Genomic DNA, 20965 nt, shown 5'->3' with positions numbered 1-20965 from the left:
AAATGGCCCCTTTCCCCCAATCAACCTGTTCGGATCTGCTGACTCTATGCGTATGCGCCTGATGCTGTTGGGTGGTGGCAATGCCCTCGGGCAAGCGCTGATTCGTCTCGGGGCCGAGGAGGACATCACTTTCCTGGCCCCGCGCCCGCCGGAAGACGGCTGGGGGCCGGCCAGCCTCACTCAGCTGCTGGACGATCACCGCCCCGATGCCCTGGTCAACCTGGCCTACTACTTCGACTGGTTCCAGGCCGAGTCGGTCAGCGAACAGCGCCTGGCCCAGCAGGAGCGCGCGGTCGAGCGGCTGGCGGAGCTGTGCCAGCACCACCAGATCACCCTGGTGCAGCCTTCGAGCTACCGGGTGTTCGATGGCTCGCGGGCAACCGCCTACAGCGAAAAGGACGAACCGGTGCCGCTGGGCCTGCGTGGCCAGGCCCTGTGGCGCATCGAGCAGAGCGTGCGCGCGGCCTGCCCGCAGCATGTGCTGCTGCGCTTCGGCTGGCTGCTCGACGAAAGCATCGACGGCGCCCTGGGCCGCTTCCTGACCCGTGCCGAACAGCCCCAGGAGCTGTTGCTGGCCGACGATCGCCGGGGCAACCCGACACCGGTCGACGATGCCGCGCGGGTGATCCTCTCGGTGCTCAAGCAGCTCGACTGCAGCGCGCCGCTGTGGGGCACCTACCATTACGCCGGCAACGAGGCGACCACGCCGCTGGCGCTGGGCCAGGCGATTCTCACCGAGGCCGGGCAGTATCGCCAGCTGGCGGTGCAGGCGCCGACCGCCCAGGCCCACGCCGCCCGCCCCGATGCCAGCGAAGAGCCGCAGAACGCGGTGCTGGCCTGCAAGAAGATCCTTCACACCTTCGGCATCAAGCCGCGTGCCTGGCGCGCCGGTTTGCCGCCCCTACTGGACCGTTTCTACCGCCATGGCTGACGCCCCCATCCTGATCACCGGCGGCGCCGGCTTCATCGGCTCCCACCTGTGCGATGCGTTGCTCGGCAAAGGCTACGCCGTGCGCGTGCTCGACGACCTGTCCACGGGCAAGCGCGACAACCTGCAACTGGGCAACCCGCGCCTGGAACTGATCGAAGGCGATGTCGCCGACGCCAAGCTGGTCGAACGGGCCGCGGCGGGCTGCAGTGCCGTCGTGCACCTGGCGGCAGTGGCCTCGGTCCAGGCTTCGGTCGAAGACCCGGTAAAAACCCACCAGAGCAATTTCATCGGCACCCTCAACGTGTGCGAGGCCATGCGCGTGCATGGCCTGCGCCGCGTGCTGTTTGCTTCGAGCGCCGCGGTGTACGGCAACAACGGCGAAGGCCAGTCGATTGCCGAAGACACCCCCAAGGCGCCCCTGACCCCCTACGCAGTGGACAAGCTGGCCAGCGAGCAGTACCTGGACTTCTACCGCCGCCAGCATGGCCTGGAGCCGGTGGTGTTCCGCTTCTTCAACATCTTCGGCCCACGCCAGGACCCTTCCTCGCCGTACTCCGGGGTCATCAGCATCTTCAGCGAACGCGCCACCCACGGGCTGCCGATCATGGTGTTCGGTGATGGCGAACAGACCCGCGACTTCCTCTACGTGGGCGACCTGGTGCAGGTGATGGTGCAAGCGCTGGAGCAGCCGCAGGTGGAGGAGGGTGCGGTGAACGTCGGCCTGAACCAGGCGACGTCGCTGAACCAATTGCTCAAGGCGCTGGAGCAGGTGGTGGGCAGCTTGCCGGCGGTGAGCTACGGCCAGGCGCGTTCCGGTGACATCCGCCATTCGCGGGCAGACAACCAGCGCCTGCTGGCGCGCTTCGATTTCCCCGAACCGACCTCGATGGTCGACGGCCTGGCACGGCTGCTCGGCAAGGCCTGATTCAGCGTGGCACCGCCAACCTTCAGCGGTGCCGTACCACCTTGCGCACGCAGTCCTGCGCTGCCAGTACTCTGCCATCCGCCGCTCGCACCTGCAGCGCTTCAAGCGGGCGCTCGTGGGTTTTATCCACAAGCGCCGAGCGCGTTTCGCCAGCCTCGAACAGATAATGTTCCCCCCACTGGCGCAACCCCACCACGATCGGAAATACCGAGCGGCCCTTCTCGGTCAGCACGTATTCCTTGTAGGCACTGCCATCGGACGCCGGCTGCAGCGCGAGCAGCCCGCTTTCCACCAGCAGCTTCAGGCGCGAAGCGAGGATGTTCTTCGCCAGCCCCAGGTTCTTCTGAAATTCACTGAAGCGGCGCAGGCCGTCGAAGGCATCGCGCAGGATCATCAGCGCCCAGCGATCACCTAGCACTTGCAGCGCCCGGGCCACGGGGCATTGGGCATTCACTTCATCGAGCATCGCCATCACCTGCCTTGAACATGTGGTTGCAGATTAAAACTACATTTGCTAGATATCCAGCATGTGGTTTCATTTTGAAACCAGAAAAGCAGGAGTCGTTTCGATGAGCCGGTGGATAACGTTGCTGCTTGCCACGACCTGTGCCATGGCAGTGGCCACAGTCTATTTTGCCCAGCCATTGCTCGAGTCGATCGCCAGCGAGCTGGGTGTGGCCCAGCGGCAGATTGGCTGGGTGGTCGGCGCGACCCAGGCGGGCTATGCCCTGGGCCTGGTGTTGATCGTGCCCCTGGGCGACCTGGTCAACCGCAAGCAACTGTTGCTCGCACAGTTGCTGGTGGCCAGCGTGGCCCTGGTCACCGCCGGCCTGGCGCGGGACTGGCCACTGCTGCTGGCCGCCCTGGCCCTGGTGGGGCTGATGGCGGTGATGGTGCAGGTGATGGTCGCGCTCGCGGCCACTCTGGCCAACCCGGCCCAACAAGGGCAGGCGGTGGGCACGGTCACCAGCGGCATCGTCCTGGGCATTCTGCTGGCGCGCCTGGTCTCGGGTGCGCTTGCCGACCTGGCCGGTTGGCGCAGCGTTTACTTCGTGGCCGCGGCACTGCTGCTGCTGATGGCGCTGGTGCTCTGGCGATGGCTGCCCAGCGGGCGCCCAGTGGCGCAGCGGCCGGGGTACTGGCAGTTGATCGGCTCGCTGTTCGGCTTGTATCGACACGACCGTCTGCTGCGCCAGCGTGGCCTGTTTGGCCTGTTGATCTTCGCCAGCTTCAGCGTGCTGTGGAGCGCCATGGCCCTGCCCCTGAGCGCTTCGCCGCGGGCGCTCAGCCACACCGAGATCGGCCTGTTCGGCCTGGCGGGTATCGCAGGCACCTTGGCCGCGTCGCGCGCTGGCGGGCTGGCTGATCGAGGGCTGGGCGAGCGCACCACCGGCGTGGCGCTGGCGCTGTTGACGCTGTCGTGGATACCGACGGCCTTCGTCGAGCAATCGCTGCTGGCGCTGGTACTGGGGGTGCTGATGCTCGACCTTGCCGTGCAGGCCGTGCATGTCACCAACCAGAGCCTGTTGCTGGCGGGGCGCAGCGAGATGGCCAGCCGCCTGGTGGCGGCCTACATGTGCTGCTATTCGATCGGCAGCGGCGTGGGGGCGGTGCTGGCGGGCTGGGTGTACGCCGGCTGGGGATGGGCAGCGGTGTGTGCCCTGGGGATGACGTTCAGCGCGGTGGCGCTGGGCTACTGGGGGTGGCTGCAAAAGCAAAGGGCGGCCGAAGCCGCCCTGGTGGGTGTCGGTCAGAACTTGTAGCCAAGCCCGACCATGTAGACCCATGGGTCCACGTCCACGTTGACCTTGGTCTTGCTGTAGCCCAGTGCGCTCGGGCCGTCGACGCTGGCCTTGGTGTCGATGTCGACGTACCAGACCGAGGCGTTGACCAGGAAATTGTCGGTCAGCATGTAGTCCATGCCCAGCTGGCCGGCGATGCCCACCGAGTCCTGCAGCTTGAGGTTGCTGAAGCCCTGCTGCTTGCGGGCGCTGGTCAGGTCTTCGTCGAAGAACATGGTGTAGTTGATACCGATGCCGGCATACGGCTGGAAGCGCGAGTTCGGCGCCATCGGGTAGTACTGCACGGACAGGGTCGGTGGCAGTTGCTTGATGTCTGCCAGCTTGCCGTCCAGGCCGCCGCCCAGGCCTTGCACGCCGACGGTGTGCTTGAACGGGGTGGCCGCCAGCAGCTCGAGGCCGATGTGGTCGGTGAGCATGTAGGCGAAGGTCAGGCCCAGCTGGGTGTCGCTGTCCAGGGTTGCCTTGGTGCCCGACACCTTGTTGCCATCGAACTTCAGGTCGCCGCTGTTCTCGTTCGGTGCGGTGGTGATGGCACCTGCGCGCAGGATCATGTCTCCGGCCTGGTAGGCGTGGGCGGCAGGGGCGGCGAGCGCAAGGGCCACAAGCGAGGCGCCGAGCAAGGACTTGTTCATGGAAGCTCCCAAAGGACGTTATTAATTGAGTAGTCCAATGGTACGGAGCTGGATAAACAGAAAGTTTGACCCAGCTCAAAGAAGCGGATTGCCAAGTTGGAATCAGTTCTCACTTCAGCTCATAAGCGTATATTTTCTCGGCGTCCATCTGGTAGCCGGCATCGGCAAGTTCGCTGGTGGAGGCTTTGACTTGCAGTTTTCCTTCGATCCAGTAGGGCTGGTAGAGGTCTTCGACGCGCACGCCCATTTCGCTGAAGATGTGCACGATCTGGTTGGAAGGCGGTGGCGGCACGTGGATGCACGCGCCGTAGTAGGGCACCAGCAGAAATTCGGTGGTGCGGCCTTCCTCGCTGACCTCAAGCGGCACGATGTAGCCGGGCAGCTTGATCAACTGGCCATCCAGCGCCTCGACCACCGGGGCATTGGGCGCTTGCTGAGGCGCAGGAGGCGCCGCCTCGGCAGACAGGGCATTGCTCAGTTGCGACATGTCGTGCAGCGGGGTGAGCTGGGGCGCGATGACGGGGGCGCCTTCCGGGATCAGCGCGGGCCAGTCGAGTTCGCGGGGCTCTGCCGCCCACAGCGGTAATGCCAGCATACACAGCAGCATAAACAGCAGGCCTTGCAGTGCCTGTGCTGGCCTTATCGCCGGCAAGCCGGCTCCCACAGGGCTTGTAGGCGCCGGCTTGCCGGCGATGAGGCCAGCGAATCTGTCGATCATGTCCAGCCCTCAGAGGTGAATCGACAAGCCATCGGCCAGCGACTGCCGATAGGCGCGCCAGGCCGGCACACTGCCCATCAGCAGGGCTGCGCCGAGGATGATAGCCAGCAACGTCCACTCATGCGCGCTGGGCCAGGCCAGCGGCAGGTACAAGCCGTAATTGGCCTGCACATAGCCCTGGGCCAGGGCGATCCCCGCATACAGCAGCCCCAGCCCCGCCGCGATGCCCGCCACCGCCAGTGCCAGCGCTTCGAGCACCAGCAACCCGGCAATGTGCCACGGGCGAGCCCCCACCGAGCGCAGGATCGCCATCTCCCGCCGGCGTTCGTTGAGGCTGGTGAGAATGGCCGTGAGCATGCCGATCAAGCCGGTCAGCACCACGAAAAGCGACACCACGAACAGCGCCTGTTCGGCCGTGCCCATCAGGCTCCACAGCTCTTGCAGCGCCACGCCGGGCAAGATCGCCAGCAACGGCTCGTTGCGGTATTCGTTGATCTCGCGCTGCAGGCTGAAGGTGGCGATCTTGCTGTTCAGGCCGAGCATGAAGGCGGTGATGGCGGCCGGTTGCAGGTCCATGGTCCGCGCCTGCTCGGCGCTGATGCGCCCGGCACCGCGGGCCGGCACGCCGTTGTACCAGTCGATGTGGATGGCTTCCATCCCGGCCAGGCTGATATGCAGGGTGCGGTCGACCGGCGTGCCGGTGCGCTTGAGCACACCCACCACGGTGAACGGCTTGTCGTCGTGCTTGACCAGGCTGATCGCCGCCACGCCGTGGGCCAGCACCAGCTTGTCGCCCAGCTTGTAGTGCAGCGCATCGGCCACCTCGGCGCCCAGCACCACCTCGAACGGGTCGCTGGCGAACGCACGGCCCTGGCTCAGTTCCAGGTGCTGGCGGCGGCCGTACTGGTAATGGCTGAAGTAGTCGCCGGTGGTGCCCATCACCCGGTAGCCACGGTGCGAGTCGCCCAGCGAAATCGGGATGGCCCATTTCACCCGGGGGTCGTTGGCGTAGTGCTGGTAGCTGTCCCAGCGGATGTTGTTGGTGGCATTGCCGATACGAAACACCGAGTACAGCAGCAGGTTCACCGAGCCCGAGCGGGCGCCGACGATCAGGTCGGTGCCGCTGATGGTGCTGGCGAAGCTGGCGCGGGCTTCGGTGCGCACGCGCTCCACGGCCAGCAGCAGGCATACCGACAGGGCGATGGCGAAAGCGGTGAGGAAGGCGGTGAAACGGCGGTTGGCCAGGCTGGCCAGGGCAAGGCGAAGCAGGTACATCAGGCCTCCCGGGGTTTGGCCGCGCGATTGAGCTCGGCCAGGGACAGATGACGGTCGAACAGCGGCGCGAGGCTCTGGTCATGGCTGACGAACAGCAGGCTGGCGCCGGCTGCCCGGCATTCGGCGAACAACAGGCGGATGAACGCTTCGCGGCTGTCGGCATCCAGCGCCGAGGTCGGCTCGTCGGCGATCACCAGTTCCGGCTGGCCGATCAGGGCCCGCGCCGTGGCCACGCGCTGCTGCTGGCCGATCGACAGGCTGTCGGCGCGCCGCGCAAGCAGCGTATCGTCCAGGCCCAGGTGGGCCAGCAGCACGCTGGCCGCCTGGTCGACACTGCCATGGCGCAGCCGCGCACGCTCGGCGCGGCTGTGCGAGAAGCGGCAGGGCAGCTCGACGTTTTCGCGCACCGAGAGGAACGGCAGCAGGTTGAACTGCTGGAAGATGTAGCCGGTGTGGTCGACCCGGAAGCGGTCGCGCGCGCCTTGGCCCATGGCGCCGAGGTCATGGCCGAGCAACTGGATGCGGCCTTGGCCCGGCACGTTGACCCCGCCGAGCAGGCCCAGCAGCGTGGTCTTGCCGCTGCCGCTCGGGCCTTTGAGGAACAGCGCCTCACCGGCTTCCAGGCGCAGCGCCGGGATATCCAGCAGCGGCGCCTGGCCAGGCCAGGCGAACACCAGGTCATGCAGTTCGATCAGCGGCTGGCTCATTCAGAAAGCGACCACGGCCTTGGCCGGCGAGGTTTCCAGGCCTTTCTGGCCGTTCGGGCCGATCAGTTGCACGTTGATCTTCTGCGTGGCCGGGAACGCCTTGTACAGCGGCGCGAGGTCGATTTGCGTGAGTTTGCCCGGGGCTGAGCAGTTCAGTTGGTAGTGGGCATTGATGTCGCTGTGCTGATGGCCAGGCTCGTGCTGGTCGCCGTCGTCGTCCTTGGCAGCATCGCCGAACAGTGGGCTTTGCAGTTCCTGGGCGTCTTCCACGCAGCCGGCGGCGGCGGCCAGGCCGAACAGTTTCAGCGGCTGTTCGAGCTGCTGGCGCACTGCGGCCACCTTGGCCTTGTCGGCATCGCTGCTGGCGGCATGCTCGAAGCCCACCAGGTTCATCGCCGGGCTGTCGAGCTCCAGCTCCAGGGTATTGCCGTCGAGCACGGCATTGAGCTTGGCCACGCCGTGCTCGTGGGCGCCGAGGGTGCCGTGGGCATGATCGTGGTCGTGGTCATCGTGGGCATGGGCCACGGCGAAGGGCAGCAGGGCGATGGGCAGGGCGAGCAGCAGGCGACGCATGGACGACTCCGGGGCGGCTGGAAAGATTTGGTAATGTTATAACAATTTTTCCGTGCATCGCCAGCCTGCCTGGCGCAGGTTTCATGTTGCTGTAGCATTAAGGCATTGACCGGGCTTGAAGGAATGCAGCGTGAGAATTCGTGGACAGATTGGCGACTGGCCGGTGGACCTGACCATCGAGCTGGAGCCGGCGGAGTGGGCGCAGTTGGGGCGCCAGTTCGCGGCACCGGTGGCTGGCGAGGCTGTGACGGCGGCTGCGGCTGCGGCGCCGCGCCAGGATGACGGGCAATGGCTGGCTGCGCGCGAAGTGCTGCGCCAGGCGGGGCGCATGGATGGGCCTGAGTTGCTCGACCGGCTGGAAGGGCTGACGGGGAGTACGGCGGCGGGCAAGCGGCTGCTGGTGCGGTTGCGCCACAGCAGTGAGGTGAAGGTGGAAAGTGGCGCGGATGCGCCGGTGTATCACTGGGTGGGGTGAGGGCTTTAGCCTGTTGGGGCTGCTTTGCAGCCCTTTCGCGACGCAAGGCCGCTCCTACAAGGACCGCGGGGTTCTGTAGGAGCGGCCTTGCGTCGCGAAAGGGGCGCAAAGCGCCCCCATCAACCTCAGAACAAGGCAGCCGCCAGCTTGCGACGGTACACACCCACCAAGGGATGATCGCCACCGAGCAGTTCGAACACCTGCAGCATCGCCTTTTGCGGCAACCCGTTCTCATACCCACGGTTACGCTGGAACAGCTTCAGCAACCCTTCCAGCGCCGCTTCGTACTGCTGGCGCGCAAGCTGCTGAATGCTCAGCTGGTAAGCCGCCTCGTCATCCTGCGGGTTCTGCGCCAGGCGGCTCTTGAGATCAGCGACTTCCGGCAGGCTGGCGGCCTGGCGCAGGAAGGTCAGCTGGGCCTTGGCGCCCGCCAGGGCAGCCTTGTGTTCGTCGCTCTTGACCGCGTCCAGCACCACCTGGGCCTCGCCCAGCTCACCGCGCTCGGCCAGGCAGCGTGCGTAGTAAATCAGCGCTTCGGCATTGCTGTTGTCTTCGCCCAGCAGCTGCTGCAGCGTGGCTTCCGCCTCGGCGAAACGGCTTTCGGCGAACAGCGCCTTGGCCTGCTCCAGGGGCGATGCGGCCGGGGCGGCAGGCATCTGTACATGCGGCTCGAGCATGGCGCGGATCGCCGACTCCGGCTGCGCACCGGCGAAGCCGTCGACCGGCTGGCCATCCTTGAACAGCACCACGGTCGGCAGGCTGCGGATGCCGAACTGGGCCACCACCTGCTGCTCGACGTCGCAGTTGATCTTGGCCAGCAGCAGCTCGCCCTGGTAGCCCTCGGCAATCTTCGCCAGCAGCGGCATCAGCGCCTTGCACGGCGCGCACCACTCGGCCCAGAAGTCCACCAGGACCGGCTTGTGGAAGGAGTTCTCGATCACCAGCTGCTGGAAGTTGGCATCGGTGGCATCGAAGATATAGGGCGTTTGCTGGCTCATCGCGACTCTCGCAAATCAGTGGATGGCACCACTATAAAGGCTCGCGTCTGGCGTGGTACAGGCTGACCCGGCGGAATTCGTGCGGCTCGGCCAGGTCTGGCAAGGTCAGCGCTTCGAGCACGCCCAGCTGCTGGTACAGCGGGTGGCGAAAGTCACGTACCCGCGAGTCGGCCACCAGGGCCTGGCGGCCGCGGCTGAGGAAGGCGTCGAGCAGGGGCAGATTGGCCCGGTCGTACAGCACGTCGGCCACCAGGATCAGGTCGAAGCGGTCCGCTTCGGCGAAGAAGTCATCGCTGTAGCCCAGCGTTACCCCGTTGAGCCGCGCATTGGCCTGGCAGGCCTGCAGGGCCAGTGGGTCGAGGTCGCAGGCCACCACTTCCAGGGCGCCGGCACGGGCGGCGGCGATGCCGGCAATGCCTGAGCCCGCGCCGAAATCCAGCACGCGTTTGCCGGCGACCCACTCGGGGTGCGCCGCCAGGTAGCGGGCCATGGCCAGGCCGCTGGCCCAGCAGAAGCTCCAGTACGGCGGCTCTTCGAGGATGCGCCGGGTTTCTTCGCTGCTGAAGGCGCGGTCCATGTTCTGGTCGTCGATCAGCCAGAGCTTGAGCGCGCATTCGGGCAGTTCGCTGACCACCAGCCGCGCTTCACCGATCAGGCCGCTGAGGGCCTGTTGCAGTGCCAGCGGCGCCACTTACGGCGCCTTTTCGAAACGTAGCGGCCCGGTGGCCTGGGTCTGCGCCTGGGCGATGCGCACGGGCGGCAGGTGCATGATCAGCTGGCCCGAGCTGCTGGCGCGCCCGCGCAATTCGACCCGGGCGCCGGCAGGGAAGGCCTCGGGGTTGAAGCGCAGCTGGTAGGGCAGGTCCTGGCCGGTGCCGGTCAGGGTGCTGCTGGCCAGCAGTTGCTGCGGGCGGTCGCGCTCGTCGATCACCAGCAGCGCCAGCTCCACATCGGCCCCGGCAGGAATGTTCAGCAAGGTGCCGCTCAGCTCACGCTGGTAGGCCGGCAGCGGGCCCAGCGGCTGGGCCTTCTTGGCCACCTTGGCAGGCGCCTGTGCGGGCGCTTGTTCGATTTTCGGCTTGTCGCTGCCGCAGGCGGCGAGCAGGGCGGTGCAGCACAGCACGGCGATCACGCGCAAATGCATAGGGGAGTCCTTGATGGGCACAATTGCATGGATGTTAACCCCTTTGGCTTGTCTTGCCAGTGCAATGCGCTACCATGGCCCTCCCTTTTTTTGTTGCCTGCCACCATGCACTGTCCCTTTTGCGGTGCCAACGACACCAAGGTCATCGACTCGCGCCTGGTCGCCGAGGGCGAGCAAGTGCGCCGCCGTCGCGAATGCGTGGCGTGCGGCGAGCGCTTCACCACCTTCGAAACCGCCGAGCTGGTGCTGCCCCGGCTGATCAAGCAGGACGGCACGCGCCAGCCCTTCGATGAAGACAAGCTGCGTGCCGGCATGCAGCGCGCGCTGGAAAAGCGCCCGGTCAGCGTCGAGCGCCTGGAAGCGGCGCTGGCGCACATCAAGAGCCGCCTGCGGGCGACCGGTGAGCGTGAGGTGAAGTCGCTGGTGGTCGGCGAGCTGGTGATGGCCGAGCTGCGCAAGCTCGATGAAGTCGCCTACATCCGTTTCGCTTCGGTGTACCGGCGCTTCCAGGACCTCGACGAATTCCGCGAAGAAATCGACCGCCTGGCCCGCGAGCCGGCTAAAGAGTGAGCATGCCCAGCCAGACCGCGATCCTCGACGCCCATTACATGGCCCGTGCCCTGGAGCTGGCGCGCAAGGGTGTGTACAGCACCCACCCCAACCCCCGCGTGGGCTGCGTGATCGTGCGCGACGGCGAAGTGGTCGGCGAGGGCTGGCATGTGCGCGCCGGCGAGCCGCATGCCGAGGTGCACGCGCTGCGCCAGGCCGGTGAGCGGGCCAAGGGCGCCTGTGCCTACGTGACCCTGGAACCCTGCAGCCACCATGGGCGCACCCCACCCTGCGCCGAGGCGCTGGTCCAAGCCGGCGTGGCGCGCGTGGTCGCCGCCATGCAGGACCCCAACCCGCAGGTCGCCGGGCGTGGCCTGCGGCGCCTGGCCGAGGCGGGCATCGAAGTGGCCAGCGGTGTGCTCGAAAGCGAGGCCCGGGCACTCAACCCCGGCTTTCTCAAGCGCATGGAACATGGCCTGCCGTTCGTGCGCGCCAAGCTGGCCATGAGCCTGGACGGCCGCACCGCCATGGCCAGTGGCGAAAGCCAGTGGATTACCGGCCCCGCTGCGCGCTCTGCGGTGCAGCGCTTGCGCGCCCGATCCAGCGTGGTGCTGACCAGCGCCGCCAGCGTGCTGGCCGATAATGCGCGGATGACCGTGCGCGGCGCCGAACTGGGGCTGGATGAGCACACCACGGCGCTGGCCCTGAGCCGCCCACCGCTGCGCGTGCTGATCGATGGCCGCCTGCGCCTGCCGCTGGATGCCCCGTTCTTCCAGGCCGGCCCGGCGCTGGTGGTGACGGCCATGGGCGATGACCCGCGTTACGCCGCCGCCGGCCACGAACTGCTGAGCCTGCCCGGCAGCAACGGCCAGGTCGACCTGCCGGCCCTGATGCAGGCGCTGGCAGGGCGCGGTGTCAACGAAATCCTGCTGGAAGCCGGCGCCGGCCTGGTGGGAGCGTTTGCCCAGCACGGCCTGATCGACGAGTACCAATTGTTCGTCGCCGGCACCTTCCTCGGCTCCCAGGCCCGCCCGCTGCTGGACTGGCCCCTGGAGAAGATGAGCGAAGCACCCCGGCTGAAAATTACCGAAATGCGCGCAGTGGGCGATGACTGGCGGGTCACGGCCATCCCTCTGCCGGCACCCGGCGTATAATGCCGGGCTTGCCCTGCGCAACCCGTTCTGAGGAAGACCCCATGTTCACCGGCATCATCGAATCCATCGGCACCATCCGCAGCCTGACCCCCAAGGGCGGTGACGTGCGCGTGTACGTCGAAACCGGCAAGCTCGACCTGGGTGACGTCAAGCTCGGCGACAGCATTGCCGTCAACGGCGTGTGCCTGACGGCGGTCGAGCTGCCAGGCGATGGCTTCTGGGCCGACGTCAGCGTCGAAACCCTCAAGCGCACCGCCTTCATCGACCTCAAGAGCGGCAGCAAGGTCAACCTGGAAAAGGCCCTGACCCCGACCACCCGCCTGGGCGGCCACCTGGTCAGCGGCCACGTCGACGGCGTCGGCGAGATCATTTCGCGCAGCGATAACGCGCGCGCCATCCAGTTCCGCGTGCGTGCACCCAAGGAGCTGGCCAAGTACATCGCCCACAAGGGTTCGATCACCGTCGACGGCACCAGCCTGACGGTCAATGAGGTCAATGGCGCCGAGTTCGAGCTGACCATTGTCCCGCACACCCTGTCCGAAACCATCATGGCCGACTACCGTGCAGGGCGTCGGGTGAACCTTGAGGTCGACCTGCTGGCCCGTTACCTGGAGCGTCTGCTGCTGGGTGACAAGGCTGCCGAACCGAGCAAGGGCAGTGGCATTACCGAAAGCTTCCTGGCCGCCAACGGCTTCTTGAAATCCTGATTGAGAAGGGGGTGCCGCGTGGCGCTCAACAGCATCGAAGAACTGGTCGAAGACATCCGCCAGGGCAAAATGGTCATCCTCATGGATGACGAAGACCGCGAAAACGAAGGCGACATCATCATGGCAGCCGAGTGCTGTCTGCCCGAGCACATCAACTTCATGGCCAAGCACGCCCGCGGCCTGATCTGCATGCCGATGACCCGCGAGCGCTGCGAAACGCTGAAGCTGCCGCTGATGGCGCCGCGCAACGGCTCGGGCTTCGGCACCAAGTTCACCGTGTCGATCGAAGCCGCCGAAGGCGTCACCACCGGCATCTCCGCCGCTGACCGCGCCCGCACCGTGCAGGCTGCCGCCGCCAAGGACGCCAAGGCCGAAGACATCGTCAGCCCCGGCCACATCTTCCCGCTGATGGCCCAGCCTGGCGGTACCCTGGCCCGCGCCGGCCACACCGAAGCCGCCTGCGACCTGGCGCGCATGGCCGGTTTCGAGCCGAGCGGGGTGATCTGCGAGGTGATGAACGACGACGGCACCATGTCGCGCCGCGCCGAGCTGGAAGTGTTCGCCGCCGAGCACGGCCTGAAGATCGGCACCATCGCCGACCTGATCCACTACCGCATGATCCACGAGCGCACCGTTCAGCGGGTGTCCGAGCAGCCGATCGAAAGCGAGCTGGGCCAGTTCAACCTGGTGACCTACCGCGATGCGGTGGAAGGCGACGTGCACATGGCCCTGACCCTGGGCAACATCTGCGCCGAAGAGCCGACCCTGGTGCGCGTGCACAACATGGACCCGCTGCGCGACCTGCTGATGGTCAAGCAACCGGGCCGCTGGAGCCTGCGCGCGGCGATGAGCGCCGTGGCCGACGCCGGCAGCGGCGTGGTGCTGCTGCTGGGCCACCCGCTGGACGGCGACGTGCTGCTGGCACACATCCGCGAAAGCGCCGGCGACGCCCCGACCAAGGCACCGACCACCTACAGCACCGTGGGTGCCGGTTCGCAGATCCTGCGTGACCTCGGCGTGCGCAAGATGCGCCTGATGAGTTCGCCGATGAAGTTCAATGCGATATCCGGATTCGATCTGGAAGTTGTAGAATACGTGCCCTCCGAGTGACTTGAGGCGGCAGTGACGCCCAGATACTCGAGTCCAGACCCTGTCGAGGCCGCCTGCGCGCGGCCTCGCTCTTGAATATGAGAACATCGGAATGACCCTGAAGACCATCGAAGGTACCTTCATCGCCCCCAAAGGTCGCTATGCTTTGGTGGTTGGCCGCTTCAACAGCTTCGTCGTCGAAAGCCTGGTAAGCGGTGCCGTTGATGCCCTGGTACGCCACGGTGTCAGCGAAAGCGACATCACCATCATCCGTGCCCCGGGCGCGTTCGAAATCCCGCTGGTGGCACAGAAAGTCGCCCAGCAAGGCGAATACAACGCGATCATCGCCCTGGGCGCCGTGATCCGTGGCGGTACCCCGCACTTCGAATACGTGGCGGGCGAATGCACCAAGGGCCTGGCCCAGGTGTCCATGGAGTTCGGTGTACCGGTGGCCTTCGGTGTCCTGACCGTCGACTCCATCGAGCAAGCCATCGAGCGTTCCGGCACCAAGGCCGGCAACAAAGGTGCTGAAGCTGCCCTGTCCGCTCTGGAAATGGTCAGCCTGCTGGCGCAGTTGGAGGCCAAGTGATTAGCGACGAAAGCGATCGTTTCAACCCGCGCGATCCAAAACCTGCGGATGCCGGCAAGCCATCGAAGAGCGCCAAGCGCCGCGAAGCCCGCATGCTCGCGACCCAGGCGCTGTATCAGTGGCATATGGCCAGCGCCTCGCTGAACGAGATCGAAGCGCAGTTCCGGGTGGATAACGATTTCACCGATGTCGACGGTGCCTATTTCCGCGAAATCCTGCATGGGGTTCCGGCGATCAAGGGCGAAATCGACAAGGCGCTGGCGCCTTGCATGACCATCGCACTGGAAGAGCTCGACCCAGTCGAACTGGCCGTGCTGCGCCTGTCCACCTGGGAGTTGATCAAGCGCGTCGACGTGCCGTACCGCGTGGTGATCAACGAAGGCGTGGAACTGGCCAAGGTCTTCGGTGCCACCGACGGCCACAAGTTCGTCAACGGCGTGCTGGACAAGCTCGCGCCGTCGCTGCGCGAAGCAGAAGTCAAGGCGAACAAGCGCTGATCCTGGCGCTGCCTGATCATGGGTGAGTTCGAGCTGATCAACCATTACTTCGCCGCCGCGCCTTGTGCGCAGGGCGGCGAGGGCGTGGCCCTGGGGATCGGCGACGACTGCGCCCTGCTTGACCTTCCCCCCGGCGAGCAGCTGGCGGTGTCGACCGACACCCTGGTTGCCGGCGTGCATTTCCCCGCGGTCTGCGACCCGCGCCTGCTCGGCCAGCGTTCGTTGGCCGTGGCGGTCAGCGACCTGGCGGCCATGGGCGCCGAGGCCATCGGCTTCACCCTTGCCCTGACCTTGCCCGAAGTTGGCCCCACCTGGCTCGAAGCCTACGCCGACGGCCTCAGCCGCATGGCCCAGCGTTGCCGCATCAGCCTGATCGGCGGCGACACCACCCGCGGCCCGTTGAGCATCACCGTTACCGTGTTCGGCCGCGTGCCGGCTGGCCAGGCCCTGCGCCGCAGCGGCGCGCGGCCGGGCGACCTCTTGTGCGTGGGCGGCACGCTGGGCAAGGCGGCCGGTGCGCTGGCGCTGGTGCTCGGTGAGCGCCAGGCCCCGGCCGAGCAGGCCGAGCCGCTGCTGGCCCACTACTGGTCACCGCTGCCCCAGCTCGAGCTGGGGCAGCGCTTGCGTGGCCTGGCCACCTCGGCCCTGGACATCTCCGACGGCCTGCTCGCCGACTGCGGGCACATCGCCAAGGCCTCTGCGGTCGCGCTCGAGGTGAACCTGGCCCAGGTGCCAGTGTCTCCTGCACTAGAGGCGTTTCTCGGCCGCGAAGGCGCCGTTAAGGCCGCGCTCACCGGTGGCGACGACTACGTGCTGGCATTCACCTTGCCCGCCGATGCCTTGGCGGCCCTGGCGGGTTGCGAGGTGCATGTGGTCGGGCGCGTGGTCGCGGGCCAAGGGGTGACCCTGCGTGACCCGCAGGGCCTGGACATCACCCCCGTGCAACGGGGCTATCAACACTTTAGGGAGACACCGTGACCGACCACCCCAAACAGGTGCCTGCGGAGTTCGTTCCGCCATCGGTCTGGCGCAATCCGTGGCACTTCATCGCCTTTGGCTTCGGCTCCGGCACCCTGCCCAAGGCCCCGGGCACCTGGGGTTCGCTGGTGGCCATTCCGTTCATCCCGCTGTGGCAGATGCTGCCGGACTGGGGCTACTGGCTGCTGCTGGGCGTCACCATGCTGTTCGGCTTCTGGCTGTGCGGCAAAGTCGCCAATGACTTGCGCGTGCACGACCATGAAGGCATTGTCTGGGACGAGATGGTCGGCATGTGGATCACCCTCTGGCTGGTGCCGGAAGGGTGGCAGTGGATCCTGGCAGGGTTCCTGATGTTCCGCTTCTTCGACATCCTCAAGCCATGGCCGATTCGCTGGATCGATCGCCATGTGCATGGCGGGGTCGGCATCATGCTCGACGATATCCTGGCCGGCGTGTTCGCCTGGCTGGGCATGCAGCTTCTGGTGTGGGCGGTAGGCTGAAACAGGGAGTGCTTCGATGGCCATAAGGACTGTGCTGCTGGCAATGCTGCTGACCCTGGCACCCTGGGTGGCCGCAGCCGATGATGTGCCCAAGCAGATCCATCTGGTCAGTGAAGAATGGGCCGACTACACCAATGCCGATGGTACCGGCGTGGCCTGGGATGTACTGCGCAAGGTGTTCGAGCCAGCCGGGGTCAAGGTGGTGGCCCAGGGCGTGCCCTACAGCCGCGCGGTCGGGCTGGTGAAGCGCGGCGAAGCGGATGCCTGGGTCGGCTCGTACAAGGAAGAGAGCGACGACAACTTCTACCCCCGCTGGCACTTCGACATGGACCACATCTATGCCCTGGGGCTTGCCAGCAAGCCAGTGCCGACCCATGAAACGGTCGGCAACTACCGCCTGGCCTGGGTGCGCGGCTATGACTACGCCAGCTACCTGCCCAACGTGCACAACTTCCGTGAAATCCAGCGCCGTGAAGGCATCCTGCCGATGCTCGAACACGACCGCGTGGACTTCTACATCGATGCGCAGACCGAAGTCGACTACGTGCTGGGGCAGAGTTCGCAGCCCGAGCGTTTTCGCCGCACCCATGTCGCCGAACTGCCGTTGTACCTGGCCTTTGCTCGCAATGATCAGGCCAGGGCCCTGCGCGACCTGTTCGACCGGCGCATGGCCGAGCTGGTGCGCAGCGGCGAGCTGAAGCCGATCTTCGAGCACTGGAAGCAGCCGTATCCGTTTACACCCGACAGCAAGCCGCAGTAATCGAGAGCGCTAGCGCCGGCAAGCCAGCTGCCACAGGTGGTGGGGGAGCGCTGCCAGGCAACCTAAGCATCGAACTTTTCGATCTTAAGCCACGGTATTCAACGAGCGCACAGGCGCCAACCTGCTGATACAATCGCTTCACGAGAAATTTCCTACTTATCCAGGAGCACAACGTGCCCGTCGTCTTTGTTGCCGCCTCTAAACTCCCGACCCCTTTTGCGACTTTCACCATGCATGGCTTTCTCGACGAAGCCACTGGCCGTGAGCACGTGGTGCTCAGCCTGGGTGATTTCGCCGACGGCGAGCCGGTGCTGGGGCGCCTGCACTCCGAGTGCCTGACTGGCGATGCCCTGTTCAGCCAGCGGTGCGACTGCGGTTCGCAGCTGGAAGCCGCGTTGCAGGCGATTGCCCGCGAAGGCCGTGGCGTGCTGCTGTACCTGCGCCAGGAAGGCCGTGGCATCGGCCTGTTGAACAAGATTCGCGCCTACGAACTGCAAGACGGTGGCGCTGACACCGTCGAGGCCAACGAGCGCCTGGGCTTCGCTGCCGACCAGCGTGACTACGCCATGTGCCTGCCGATGCTCGAGCACCTGGGCGTGAAGGCGCTGCGCTTGATGACCAACAACCCACGCAAGGTCAAGGCGCTGACCGACATGAACATCAAGGTTGCCGAGCGTGTGCCGCTGCACACCGGGCACAACCCGCACAACCGTTACTACCTGGCCACCAAGGCCGGCAAGCTCGGCCACATGCTGGGCAACGAGCACCAGGGCGAGGTGCCCCAGGCGTGACCCGCAGCCAGGTGAAGCGGCGCCTGGCGCTGGCCTGGTGGCAATACCTGGCGGTCGGCCTGGTGCCGCTGCCGGTGATGGCCTGGGCCTTTGGCGGTGGCGAGGCGCTGATCCCGGTGCTGGCCATGCCGCTGTTCATCGCCGGCGCGGCGACCATGTTCCTCAGCCTGCCGCGCTTCGGCGCCTACAAGCGGGCCCTGATCGCCACCTCCAAGGTACTCGGCAGCGCCGAGGAGCCGGCCGCCTGGATCGAGCTGGCGCGCGTGCGGCGCATGGCCATGCTGTACGCCTGCTTCCCGGCCTGGGTCGGCGCCTTGTCGGTGCTGGTGGGGCTCGAAGCTGTGCCACAGATCCTGCTGGCGCTGTCTACCGTGGTGCTGCTCTACCTCTATCGCATCCCGCGTCAGTTGGGTTGATGCGCATCCTGCTCGGCTTGCTGGCATGGTTGGCCTGCAGCGTCCAGGCCGGTGAGCCATTGCGGGTCGTCAGCCTTGCCCCCTCGATGAGTGAAATCATGCTCGAACTGCAGGCCGACGACCTGCTGGTGGGCGTGCTCGACGGCGGCGAACGGCCCGCCGCGCTGGCCAGCCTGCCTTCGGTGGGGCGCCAGGGGCAGCTGGACATGGAGCGCCTGCTCAGCCTCAAGCCGGACTTGCTGCTGCTGTGGCCCGGCAGCGTCGCCGCCGCCCAGCGCGACCAGCTCAAGCGCCTGGGCATCGCCACCTACAGCGCCGAACCCCATGACCTGGACCAGTTGCTCGCGCAGATCGAGGCCATCGCCGTGCGGGTCGGGCGCGCGGAGCAGGGGCGGCGCTATGTGGCGGCCCTGGGCGAGCGCCTGCGCCAGTTGCGCCAGCAGTATCGGCGCGCCGAGCCGCTGCGGGTGTTCTATCAGGTCTGGGACCGGCCGCTGTACACCCTGGGTGGCGGGCAGGTGGTCAGCGATGCCCTGGCGGTGTGTGGTGCGCGCAACATCTTTGCCGACCTCAGCCAGCCTGCGCCGCAGGTCAACGTGGAATCGGTGCTGTTGCGTGACCCGCAGGTGATCCTGGCGGCTGACGCGGCGCAGTTGGCCAGCTGGAAAGCCTGGCCACGCCTGAGCGCGGTGGCCGGTGAGCGTTTGTTGGTGGTGCCGGACAAAGGGCTGGAGCGGCCCAGCGGGCAGATGATCGAAGCCACCGCCCGCCTGTGCGCGCTGCTGGCGGCTAGAGCGCCGGCGTCCAGGTGACGCTGAACAGGGCCGTGCGGCCTTCTTCGCGGTAGTCGTAGTTGTTGGCATCGAAGCTGTACTGTGCCCGGCTGTAGGCCTTGTCCAGCAGGTTATCCAGCTTCACTTCCAGCTTCAGCTCATCGGTTGGGGCCCAGCCGCCGCGCAGGCCGAACAGGCCATAGCCGCCCAGGCGGTTGCGATTGGTCTCGTCGTCGTAGCTGGCGCTGACCGCCTGCCAACTGCCGCCAACCGTGAAGCGCTCGAACTGGCGATCCAGGTCCAGGCTCAAGGTGCGCCGGGCGCGGCGGGCGAGGGTATGGCCGCTGTCGCGGTCGCGGGGGTCGATCAGCGCCAGGCCAAGCTGGCTGCGCCATTGCCCCCACTGTTGTTCCAGCGCCATTTCCAAGCCGTTGATGCGTGCCGAGGCGACGTTGCGCGGGATCGAGCCTTCGCCAAAGATGATCGCGTCCTGCAGGTCGGTGCGGTACAGCGACGTCTCCAGGCGGCTGTCGGGCGTGAGCTGGCTGCGCCACTGCAGTTCGTAGCTTTTCGACCGCTCAGGCTTGAGGTCCGGGTTGCTGTACTGCGGGTAGTACAGGTCGTTGAAGGTCGGCGCGCGGAAGCCTTCGCTGTAGGACAGCAGCACATCGTTCTGTGCGTTGAGCGGCACGGTGAGGCTGCCACTCCAGGTGGTCTGGCCACCGAACTGCTGGTTCTGGTCGCGGCGCACGCCCACTTCGGTGGCAAACCGCTCGCCACTGAAGCGGTGCTGGATGAACGCGGCACGGTTCCAGCGGCTGTCCTCGGTGAACTCGGTGCTGCCGTGCACGCGGTCTTGGTACCAGTCGCCGCCGATCAGCAGGTTGTGCTGGTCGCTCAGGGCCAGGTCGTTCTGCCAGGTGGCCTGGTCGCGGTAGGTGTTGAAGACGAAACGTTCGTCGCTCAGCTTGTCGCGTTTGTCATCGCGGTTTTCGCTGTGGGCCAGCTCCAGGCGCGAGTGCCAGAGGTCGTTGAGCTGGGCGTCGAAGTAGGTGCCGAGGCTGCTGACGACAAAATCGGTGTAGGGCTTTTGCCCGACGCTTTCGAAGGTGTCCATGTCGAAGCGGCCGTAGGGGTTGTCGTATTCGCTGCGGCCACGGCTGTCGAGCAAGTTCAGCCCTGCCTCGAAGCGCTCGCCGAAGGTGTGGCTCAGGCTCAGGTTGAATGACTTGTTGCGATAGGCGTCATGGTCGCCGTCACTGGCGAACGATGGCCCGGTCGAGTCGATGCCGGCTGTTTCATCGAGGCTCGCACCCAGGTTGAAGCGCGTTGCGCCGTCACCGCCGGAAAGCCCCAGGCTGCGCTGGAACGTCTGGTTGCTGCCGGCCGCCAGGCGCAGGCGCGGCTGCAGGCCCTGGCCAGTGCCGCGGCGGGTGAAGATCTGGATGACCCCGCCGATGGCATCGCTGCCGTAGATGGCCGAACGCGATCCGCGCAGCACTTCGACGCGCTCGATCTGGTCGACATCGAGAAACTGCAGGCCGCTGTCGCCGGAGGTGGCGTTGGCAATGCGTACGCCATCGACCAGCACCAGGCTCTGGGCGGCCTTGGTGCCGCGGATGAAGATACCCGGCAGGCTGCCGCGGCCACCGGTGGGGGCGACCTGGACGCCGGGCACGCGGGTCAGCAGGTCGGTGACGCTGCTCGGTTGCAGGCGGTCGATGTCGCTGCGGGTGAACACGGTGTTGGCGGCGCTGGTGGCGGTGCGTGACTCGACCTGGCGGTTGGCGCTGATCAGCACGTCGGGGAGTTTCAGCGCGTCGTCGCGTTCGCTGGCCAGCAGCGGGATGGGCAGGCAGAGCAGGGTGGTAAAGGTCGAGATTTTCATCGAGGCGTCCAAAGCAATCGCCGGCAAGCCGGCTCCCACAGGTACCCCATGGCCCTCGCGGCCGGTGAAGTTCATGTGGGAGCCGGCTTGCCGG

General features: G+C 66.4%; 26 protein-coding genes. 16 read left to right on the top strand and 10 right to left on the bottom strand.

Translation table 11 applies throughout. The features are described 5' to 3' along the window. The first annotated feature begins 46 nt into the window (after window positions 1-46). Both L6D75_RS16820 and L6D75_RS16815 read left to right on the top strand, forming a co-directional pair. Window positions 47-931: a sugar nucleotide-binding protein gene (locus L6D75_RS16820; RefSeq protein WP_176518058.1), complete on the top strand. Its 885-nt coding sequence runs from the start codon at window positions 47-49 to the stop codon at window positions 929-931. Continuing rightward, the gene (locus tag L6D75_RS16815) at window positions 924-1856 is read left to right on the top strand and encodes an NAD-dependent epimerase/dehydratase family protein (protein WP_176518057.1); all 933 of its coding nucleotides are present in this window, start codon (window positions 924-926) and stop codon (window positions 1854-1856) included. Before L6D75_RS16820 ends, L6D75_RS16815 begins: the two co-directional genes overlap by 8 nt. 22 nt (window positions 1857-1878) lie before the next feature. On the opposite strand, the gene L6D75_RS16810 is transcribed toward L6D75_RS16815, so the two are convergent. After that, window positions 1879-2322, bottom strand: a complete 444-nt coding sequence (locus L6D75_RS16810; protein WP_176518056.1) for a winged helix-turn-helix transcriptional regulator — start codon at window positions 2320-2322, stop codon at window positions 1879-1881. A 103-nt stretch (window positions 2323-2425) separates the two neighbouring features. On the opposite strand from L6D75_RS16810, the gene L6D75_RS16805 reads away from it, so the two are divergent. Beyond that, complete coding sequence (locus L6D75_RS16805) at window positions 2426-3619, top strand: MFS transporter (protein ID WP_176518055.1); 1194 nt, start codon at window positions 2426-2428, stop codon at window positions 3617-3619. Here the strand turns inward: L6D75_RS16805 and L6D75_RS16800 are convergent. The 5 genes from L6D75_RS16800 to L6D75_RS16780 form a co-directional block, all read right to left on the bottom strand. Beyond that, a complete protein-coding gene (locus L6D75_RS16800) occupies window positions 3607-4290 on the bottom strand; it encodes an OmpW/AlkL family protein (protein WP_176518054.1) in 684 nt (227 codons plus the stop codon). The two genes, L6D75_RS16805 and L6D75_RS16800, sit on opposite strands and share 13 nt — an antisense overlap. 109 nt (window positions 4291-4399) lie before the next feature. Then, window positions 4400-4897, bottom strand: coding sequence for a DUF3299 domain-containing protein (locus tag L6D75_RS16795; RefSeq protein WP_236193714.1), 498 nt, complete (start codon window positions 4895-4897; stop codon window positions 4400-4402). A gap of 120 nt (window positions 4898-5017) precedes the next feature. Further along, window positions 5018-6283: an ABC transporter permease gene (locus L6D75_RS16790; protein ID WP_236193713.1), complete on the bottom strand. Its 1266-nt coding sequence runs from the start codon at window positions 6281-6283 to the stop codon at window positions 5018-5020. After that, window positions 6283-6990, bottom strand: coding sequence for an ABC transporter ATP-binding protein (locus L6D75_RS16785; RefSeq protein WP_236193709.1), 708 nt, complete (start codon window positions 6988-6990; stop codon window positions 6283-6285). Before L6D75_RS16785 ends, L6D75_RS16790 begins: the two co-directional genes overlap by 1 nt. Continuing rightward, window positions 6991-7563 (bottom strand): DUF2796 domain-containing protein, encoded by a 573-nt coding sequence (locus tag L6D75_RS16780; protein WP_176517891.1) that lies wholly within the window; start codon window positions 7561-7563, stop codon window positions 6991-6993. A 130-nt stretch (window positions 7564-7693) separates the two neighbouring features. Here L6D75_RS16780 and L6D75_RS16775 point away from each other — a divergent pair, with 130 nt between their 5' ends. Next, a complete protein-coding gene (locus L6D75_RS16775) occupies window positions 7694-8038 on the top strand; it encodes a hypothetical protein (RefSeq protein ID WP_176517890.1) in 345 nt (114 codons plus the stop codon). A gap of 125 nt (window positions 8039-8163) precedes the next feature. Here L6D75_RS16775 and trxA read toward each other — a convergent pair whose 3' ends face one another. Genes trxA through L6D75_RS16760 form a run of 3 tightly spaced genes read right to left on the bottom strand, consistent with a single transcriptional unit; the run spans window position 8164 to window position 10180 of the window. After that, window positions 8164-9036 carry a thioredoxin gene (gene trxA / locus L6D75_RS16770; RefSeq protein WP_236193708.1) on the bottom strand — a complete coding sequence of 291 codons (873 nt, stop codon included), beginning with the start codon at window positions 9034-9036 and terminating at the stop codon, window positions 8164-8166. Between the two features lie 31 nt (window positions 9037-9067). Next, window positions 9068-9727, bottom strand: coding sequence for a class I SAM-dependent methyltransferase (locus tag L6D75_RS16765; protein ID WP_176518396.1), 660 nt, complete (start codon window positions 9725-9727; stop codon window positions 9068-9070). After that, the gene (locus L6D75_RS16760) at window positions 9728-10180 is read right to left on the bottom strand and encodes a YbaY family lipoprotein (protein ID WP_236193707.1); all 453 of its coding nucleotides are present in this window, start codon (window positions 10178-10180) and stop codon (window positions 9728-9730) included. 105 nt (window positions 10181-10285) lie between these two features. Here L6D75_RS16760 and nrdR point away from each other — a divergent pair, with 105 nt between their 5' ends. The 12 genes from nrdR (at window position 10286) to L6D75_RS16700 (ending at window position 19022) form a co-directional block, all read left to right on the top strand. Next, window positions 10286-10750 carry a transcriptional regulator NrdR gene (gene nrdR / locus L6D75_RS16755; RefSeq protein ID WP_016393425.1) on the top strand — a complete coding sequence of 155 codons (465 nt, stop codon included), beginning with the start codon at window positions 10286-10288 and terminating at the stop codon, window positions 10748-10750. Between the two features lie 2 nt (window positions 10751-10752). Beyond that, entirely contained in the window at window positions 10753-11883 is a 1131-nt protein-coding gene (gene ribD / locus L6D75_RS16750) for a bifunctional diaminohydroxyphosphoribosylaminopyrimidine deaminase/5-amino-6-(5-phosphoribosylamino)uracil reductase RibD (RefSeq protein ID WP_236193706.1), read from the top strand. Between the two features lie 41 nt (window positions 11884-11924). Further along, the gene (locus L6D75_RS16745; protein ID WP_003255399.1) at window positions 11925-12590 is read left to right on the top strand and encodes a riboflavin synthase; all 666 of its coding nucleotides are present in this window, start codon (window positions 11925-11927) and stop codon (window positions 12588-12590) included. Between the two features lie 18 nt (window positions 12591-12608). Continuing rightward, window positions 12609-13700, top strand: a complete 1092-nt coding sequence (ribBA, locus tag L6D75_RS16740) for a bifunctional 3,4-dihydroxy-2-butanone-4-phosphate synthase/GTP cyclohydrolase II (RefSeq protein ID WP_236193705.1) — start codon at window positions 12609-12611, stop codon at window positions 13698-13700. Window positions 13701-13791: 91 nt separating this feature from the next. Then, on the top strand, window positions 13792-14268 hold the full coding sequence (gene ribH, locus L6D75_RS16735) for a 6,7-dimethyl-8-ribityllumazine synthase (protein ID WP_176518320.1): 477 nt from the start codon (window positions 13792-13794) through the stop codon (window positions 14266-14268). Then, window positions 14265-14765 (top strand): transcription antitermination factor NusB, encoded by a 501-nt coding sequence (nusB, locus tag L6D75_RS16730; RefSeq protein ID WP_176518319.1) that lies wholly within the window; start codon window positions 14265-14267, stop codon window positions 14763-14765. Before ribH ends, nusB begins: the two co-directional genes overlap by 4 nt. An 18-nt stretch (window positions 14766-14783) precedes the next feature. After that, the gene (gene thiL / locus L6D75_RS16725) at window positions 14784-15743 is read left to right on the top strand and encodes a thiamine-phosphate kinase (RefSeq protein WP_236193703.1); all 960 of its coding nucleotides are present in this window, start codon (window positions 14784-14786) and stop codon (window positions 15741-15743) included. Further along, window positions 15740-16243 (top strand): phosphatidylglycerophosphatase A family protein, encoded by a 504-nt coding sequence (locus L6D75_RS16720; protein WP_176517326.1) that lies wholly within the window; start codon window positions 15740-15742, stop codon window positions 16241-16243. The genes thiL and L6D75_RS16720 overlap by 4 nt, the downstream gene beginning before the upstream one ends. A 16-nt stretch (window positions 16244-16259) precedes the next feature. After that, window positions 16260-17003, top strand: a complete 744-nt coding sequence (locus L6D75_RS16715) for a substrate-binding periplasmic protein (RefSeq protein ID WP_176517327.1) — start codon at window positions 16260-16262, stop codon at window positions 17001-17003. Between the two features lie 173 nt (window positions 17004-17176). Further along, a complete protein-coding gene (ribA, locus tag L6D75_RS16710) occupies window positions 17177-17794 on the top strand; it encodes a GTP cyclohydrolase II (protein ID WP_176517328.1) in 618 nt (205 codons plus the stop codon). Continuing rightward, window positions 17791-18210, top strand: coding sequence for an MFS transporter (locus tag L6D75_RS16705; protein ID WP_176517329.1), 420 nt, complete (start codon window positions 17791-17793; stop codon window positions 18208-18210). Before ribA ends, L6D75_RS16705 begins: the two co-directional genes overlap by 4 nt. Beyond that, window positions 18210-19022, top strand: coding sequence for a cobalamin-binding protein (locus tag L6D75_RS16700; RefSeq protein WP_176517330.1), 813 nt, complete (start codon window positions 18210-18212; stop codon window positions 19020-19022). The genes L6D75_RS16705 and L6D75_RS16700 overlap by 1 nt, the downstream gene beginning before the upstream one ends. Here the strand turns inward: L6D75_RS16700 and L6D75_RS16695 are convergent. Continuing rightward, complete coding sequence (locus L6D75_RS16695; RefSeq protein WP_176517331.1) at window positions 19000-20871, bottom strand: TonB-dependent receptor domain-containing protein; 1872 nt, start codon at window positions 20869-20871, stop codon at window positions 19000-19002. The genes L6D75_RS16700 and L6D75_RS16695 overlap by 23 nt on opposite strands. Window positions 20872-20965 lie beyond the last annotated feature (94 nt).

This window comes from Pseudomonas faucium (assembly GCF_021602585.1).
GTDB lineage: Bacteria > Pseudomonadota > Gammaproteobacteria > Pseudomonadales > Pseudomonadaceae > Aquipseudomonas > Aquipseudomonas faucium.
The sequence above is the reverse complement of the archived record's forward strand: the minus strand, read 5'-3'. Positions and strand labels throughout refer to the sequence as shown.

What these genes read in the sequence shown, in the direction of transcription:
- L6D75_RS16820 (WP_176518058.1), top strand. Translation starts at nt 47, where the DNA reads ATGCGTATGCGCCTGATGCTGTTGGGTGGTGGCAATGCCCTCGGGCAA.
- L6D75_RS16815 (WP_176518057.1), top strand. Translation starts at nt 924, where the DNA reads ATGGCTGACGCCCCCATCCTGATCACCGGCGGCGCCGGCTTCATCGGC.
- L6D75_RS16810 (WP_176518056.1), bottom strand. Translation starts at nt 2,322, where the DNA reads ATGCTCGATGAAGTGAATGCCCAATGCCCCGTGGCCCGGGCGCTGCAA.
- L6D75_RS16805 (WP_176518055.1), top strand. Translation starts at nt 2,426, where the DNA reads ATGAGCCGGTGGATAACGTTGCTGCTTGCCACGACCTGTGCCATGGCA.
- L6D75_RS16800 (WP_176518054.1), bottom strand. Translation starts at nt 4,290, where the DNA reads ATGAACAAGTCCTTGCTCGGCGCCTCGCTTGTGGCCCTTGCGCTCGCC.
- L6D75_RS16795 (WP_236193714.1), bottom strand. Translation starts at nt 4,897, where the DNA reads ATGCTGCTGTGTATGCTGGCATTACCGCTGTGGGCGGCAGAGCCCCGC.
- L6D75_RS16790 (WP_236193713.1), bottom strand. Translation starts at nt 6,283, where the DNA reads ATGTACCTGCTTCGCCTTGCCCTGGCCAGCCTGGCCAACCGCCGTTTC.
- L6D75_RS16785 (WP_236193709.1), bottom strand. Translation starts at nt 6,990, where the DNA reads ATGAGCCAGCCGCTGATCGAACTGCATGACCTGGTGTTCGCCTGGCCT.
- L6D75_RS16780 (WP_176517891.1), bottom strand. Translation starts at nt 7,563, where the DNA reads ATGCGTCGCCTGCTGCTCGCCCTGCCCATCGCCCTGCTGCCCTTCGCC.
- trxA (WP_236193708.1), bottom strand. Translation starts at nt 9,036, where the DNA reads ATGAGCCAGCAAACGCCCTATATCTTCGATGCCACCGATGCCAACTTC.
- L6D75_RS16760 (WP_236193707.1), bottom strand. Translation starts at nt 10,180, where the DNA reads ATGCATTTGCGCGTGATCGCCGTGCTGTGCTGCACCGCCCTGCTCGCC.
- nrdR (WP_016393425.1), top strand. Translation starts at nt 10,286, where the DNA reads ATGCACTGTCCCTTTTGCGGTGCCAACGACACCAAGGTCATCGACTCG.
- ribD (WP_236193706.1), top strand. Translation starts at nt 10,753, where the DNA reads ATGCCCAGCCAGACCGCGATCCTCGACGCCCATTACATGGCCCGTGCC.
- L6D75_RS16745 (WP_003255399.1), top strand. Translation starts at nt 11,925, where the DNA reads ATGTTCACCGGCATCATCGAATCCATCGGCACCATCCGCAGCCTGACC.
- ribH (WP_176518320.1), top strand. Translation starts at nt 13,792, where the DNA reads ATGACCCTGAAGACCATCGAAGGTACCTTCATCGCCCCCAAAGGTCGC.
- thiL (WP_236193703.1), top strand. Translation starts at nt 14,784, where the DNA reads ATGGGTGAGTTCGAGCTGATCAACCATTACTTCGCCGCCGCGCCTTGT.
- L6D75_RS16715 (WP_176517327.1), top strand. Translation starts at nt 16,260, where the DNA reads ATGGCCATAAGGACTGTGCTGCTGGCAATGCTGCTGACCCTGGCACCC.
- L6D75_RS16700 (WP_176517330.1), top strand. Translation starts at nt 18,210, where the DNA reads ATGCGCATCCTGCTCGGCTTGCTGGCATGGTTGGCCTGCAGCGTCCAG.
- L6D75_RS16695 (WP_176517331.1), bottom strand. Translation starts at nt 20,871, where the DNA reads ATGAAAATCTCGACCTTTACCACCCTGCTCTGCCTGCCCATCCCGCTG.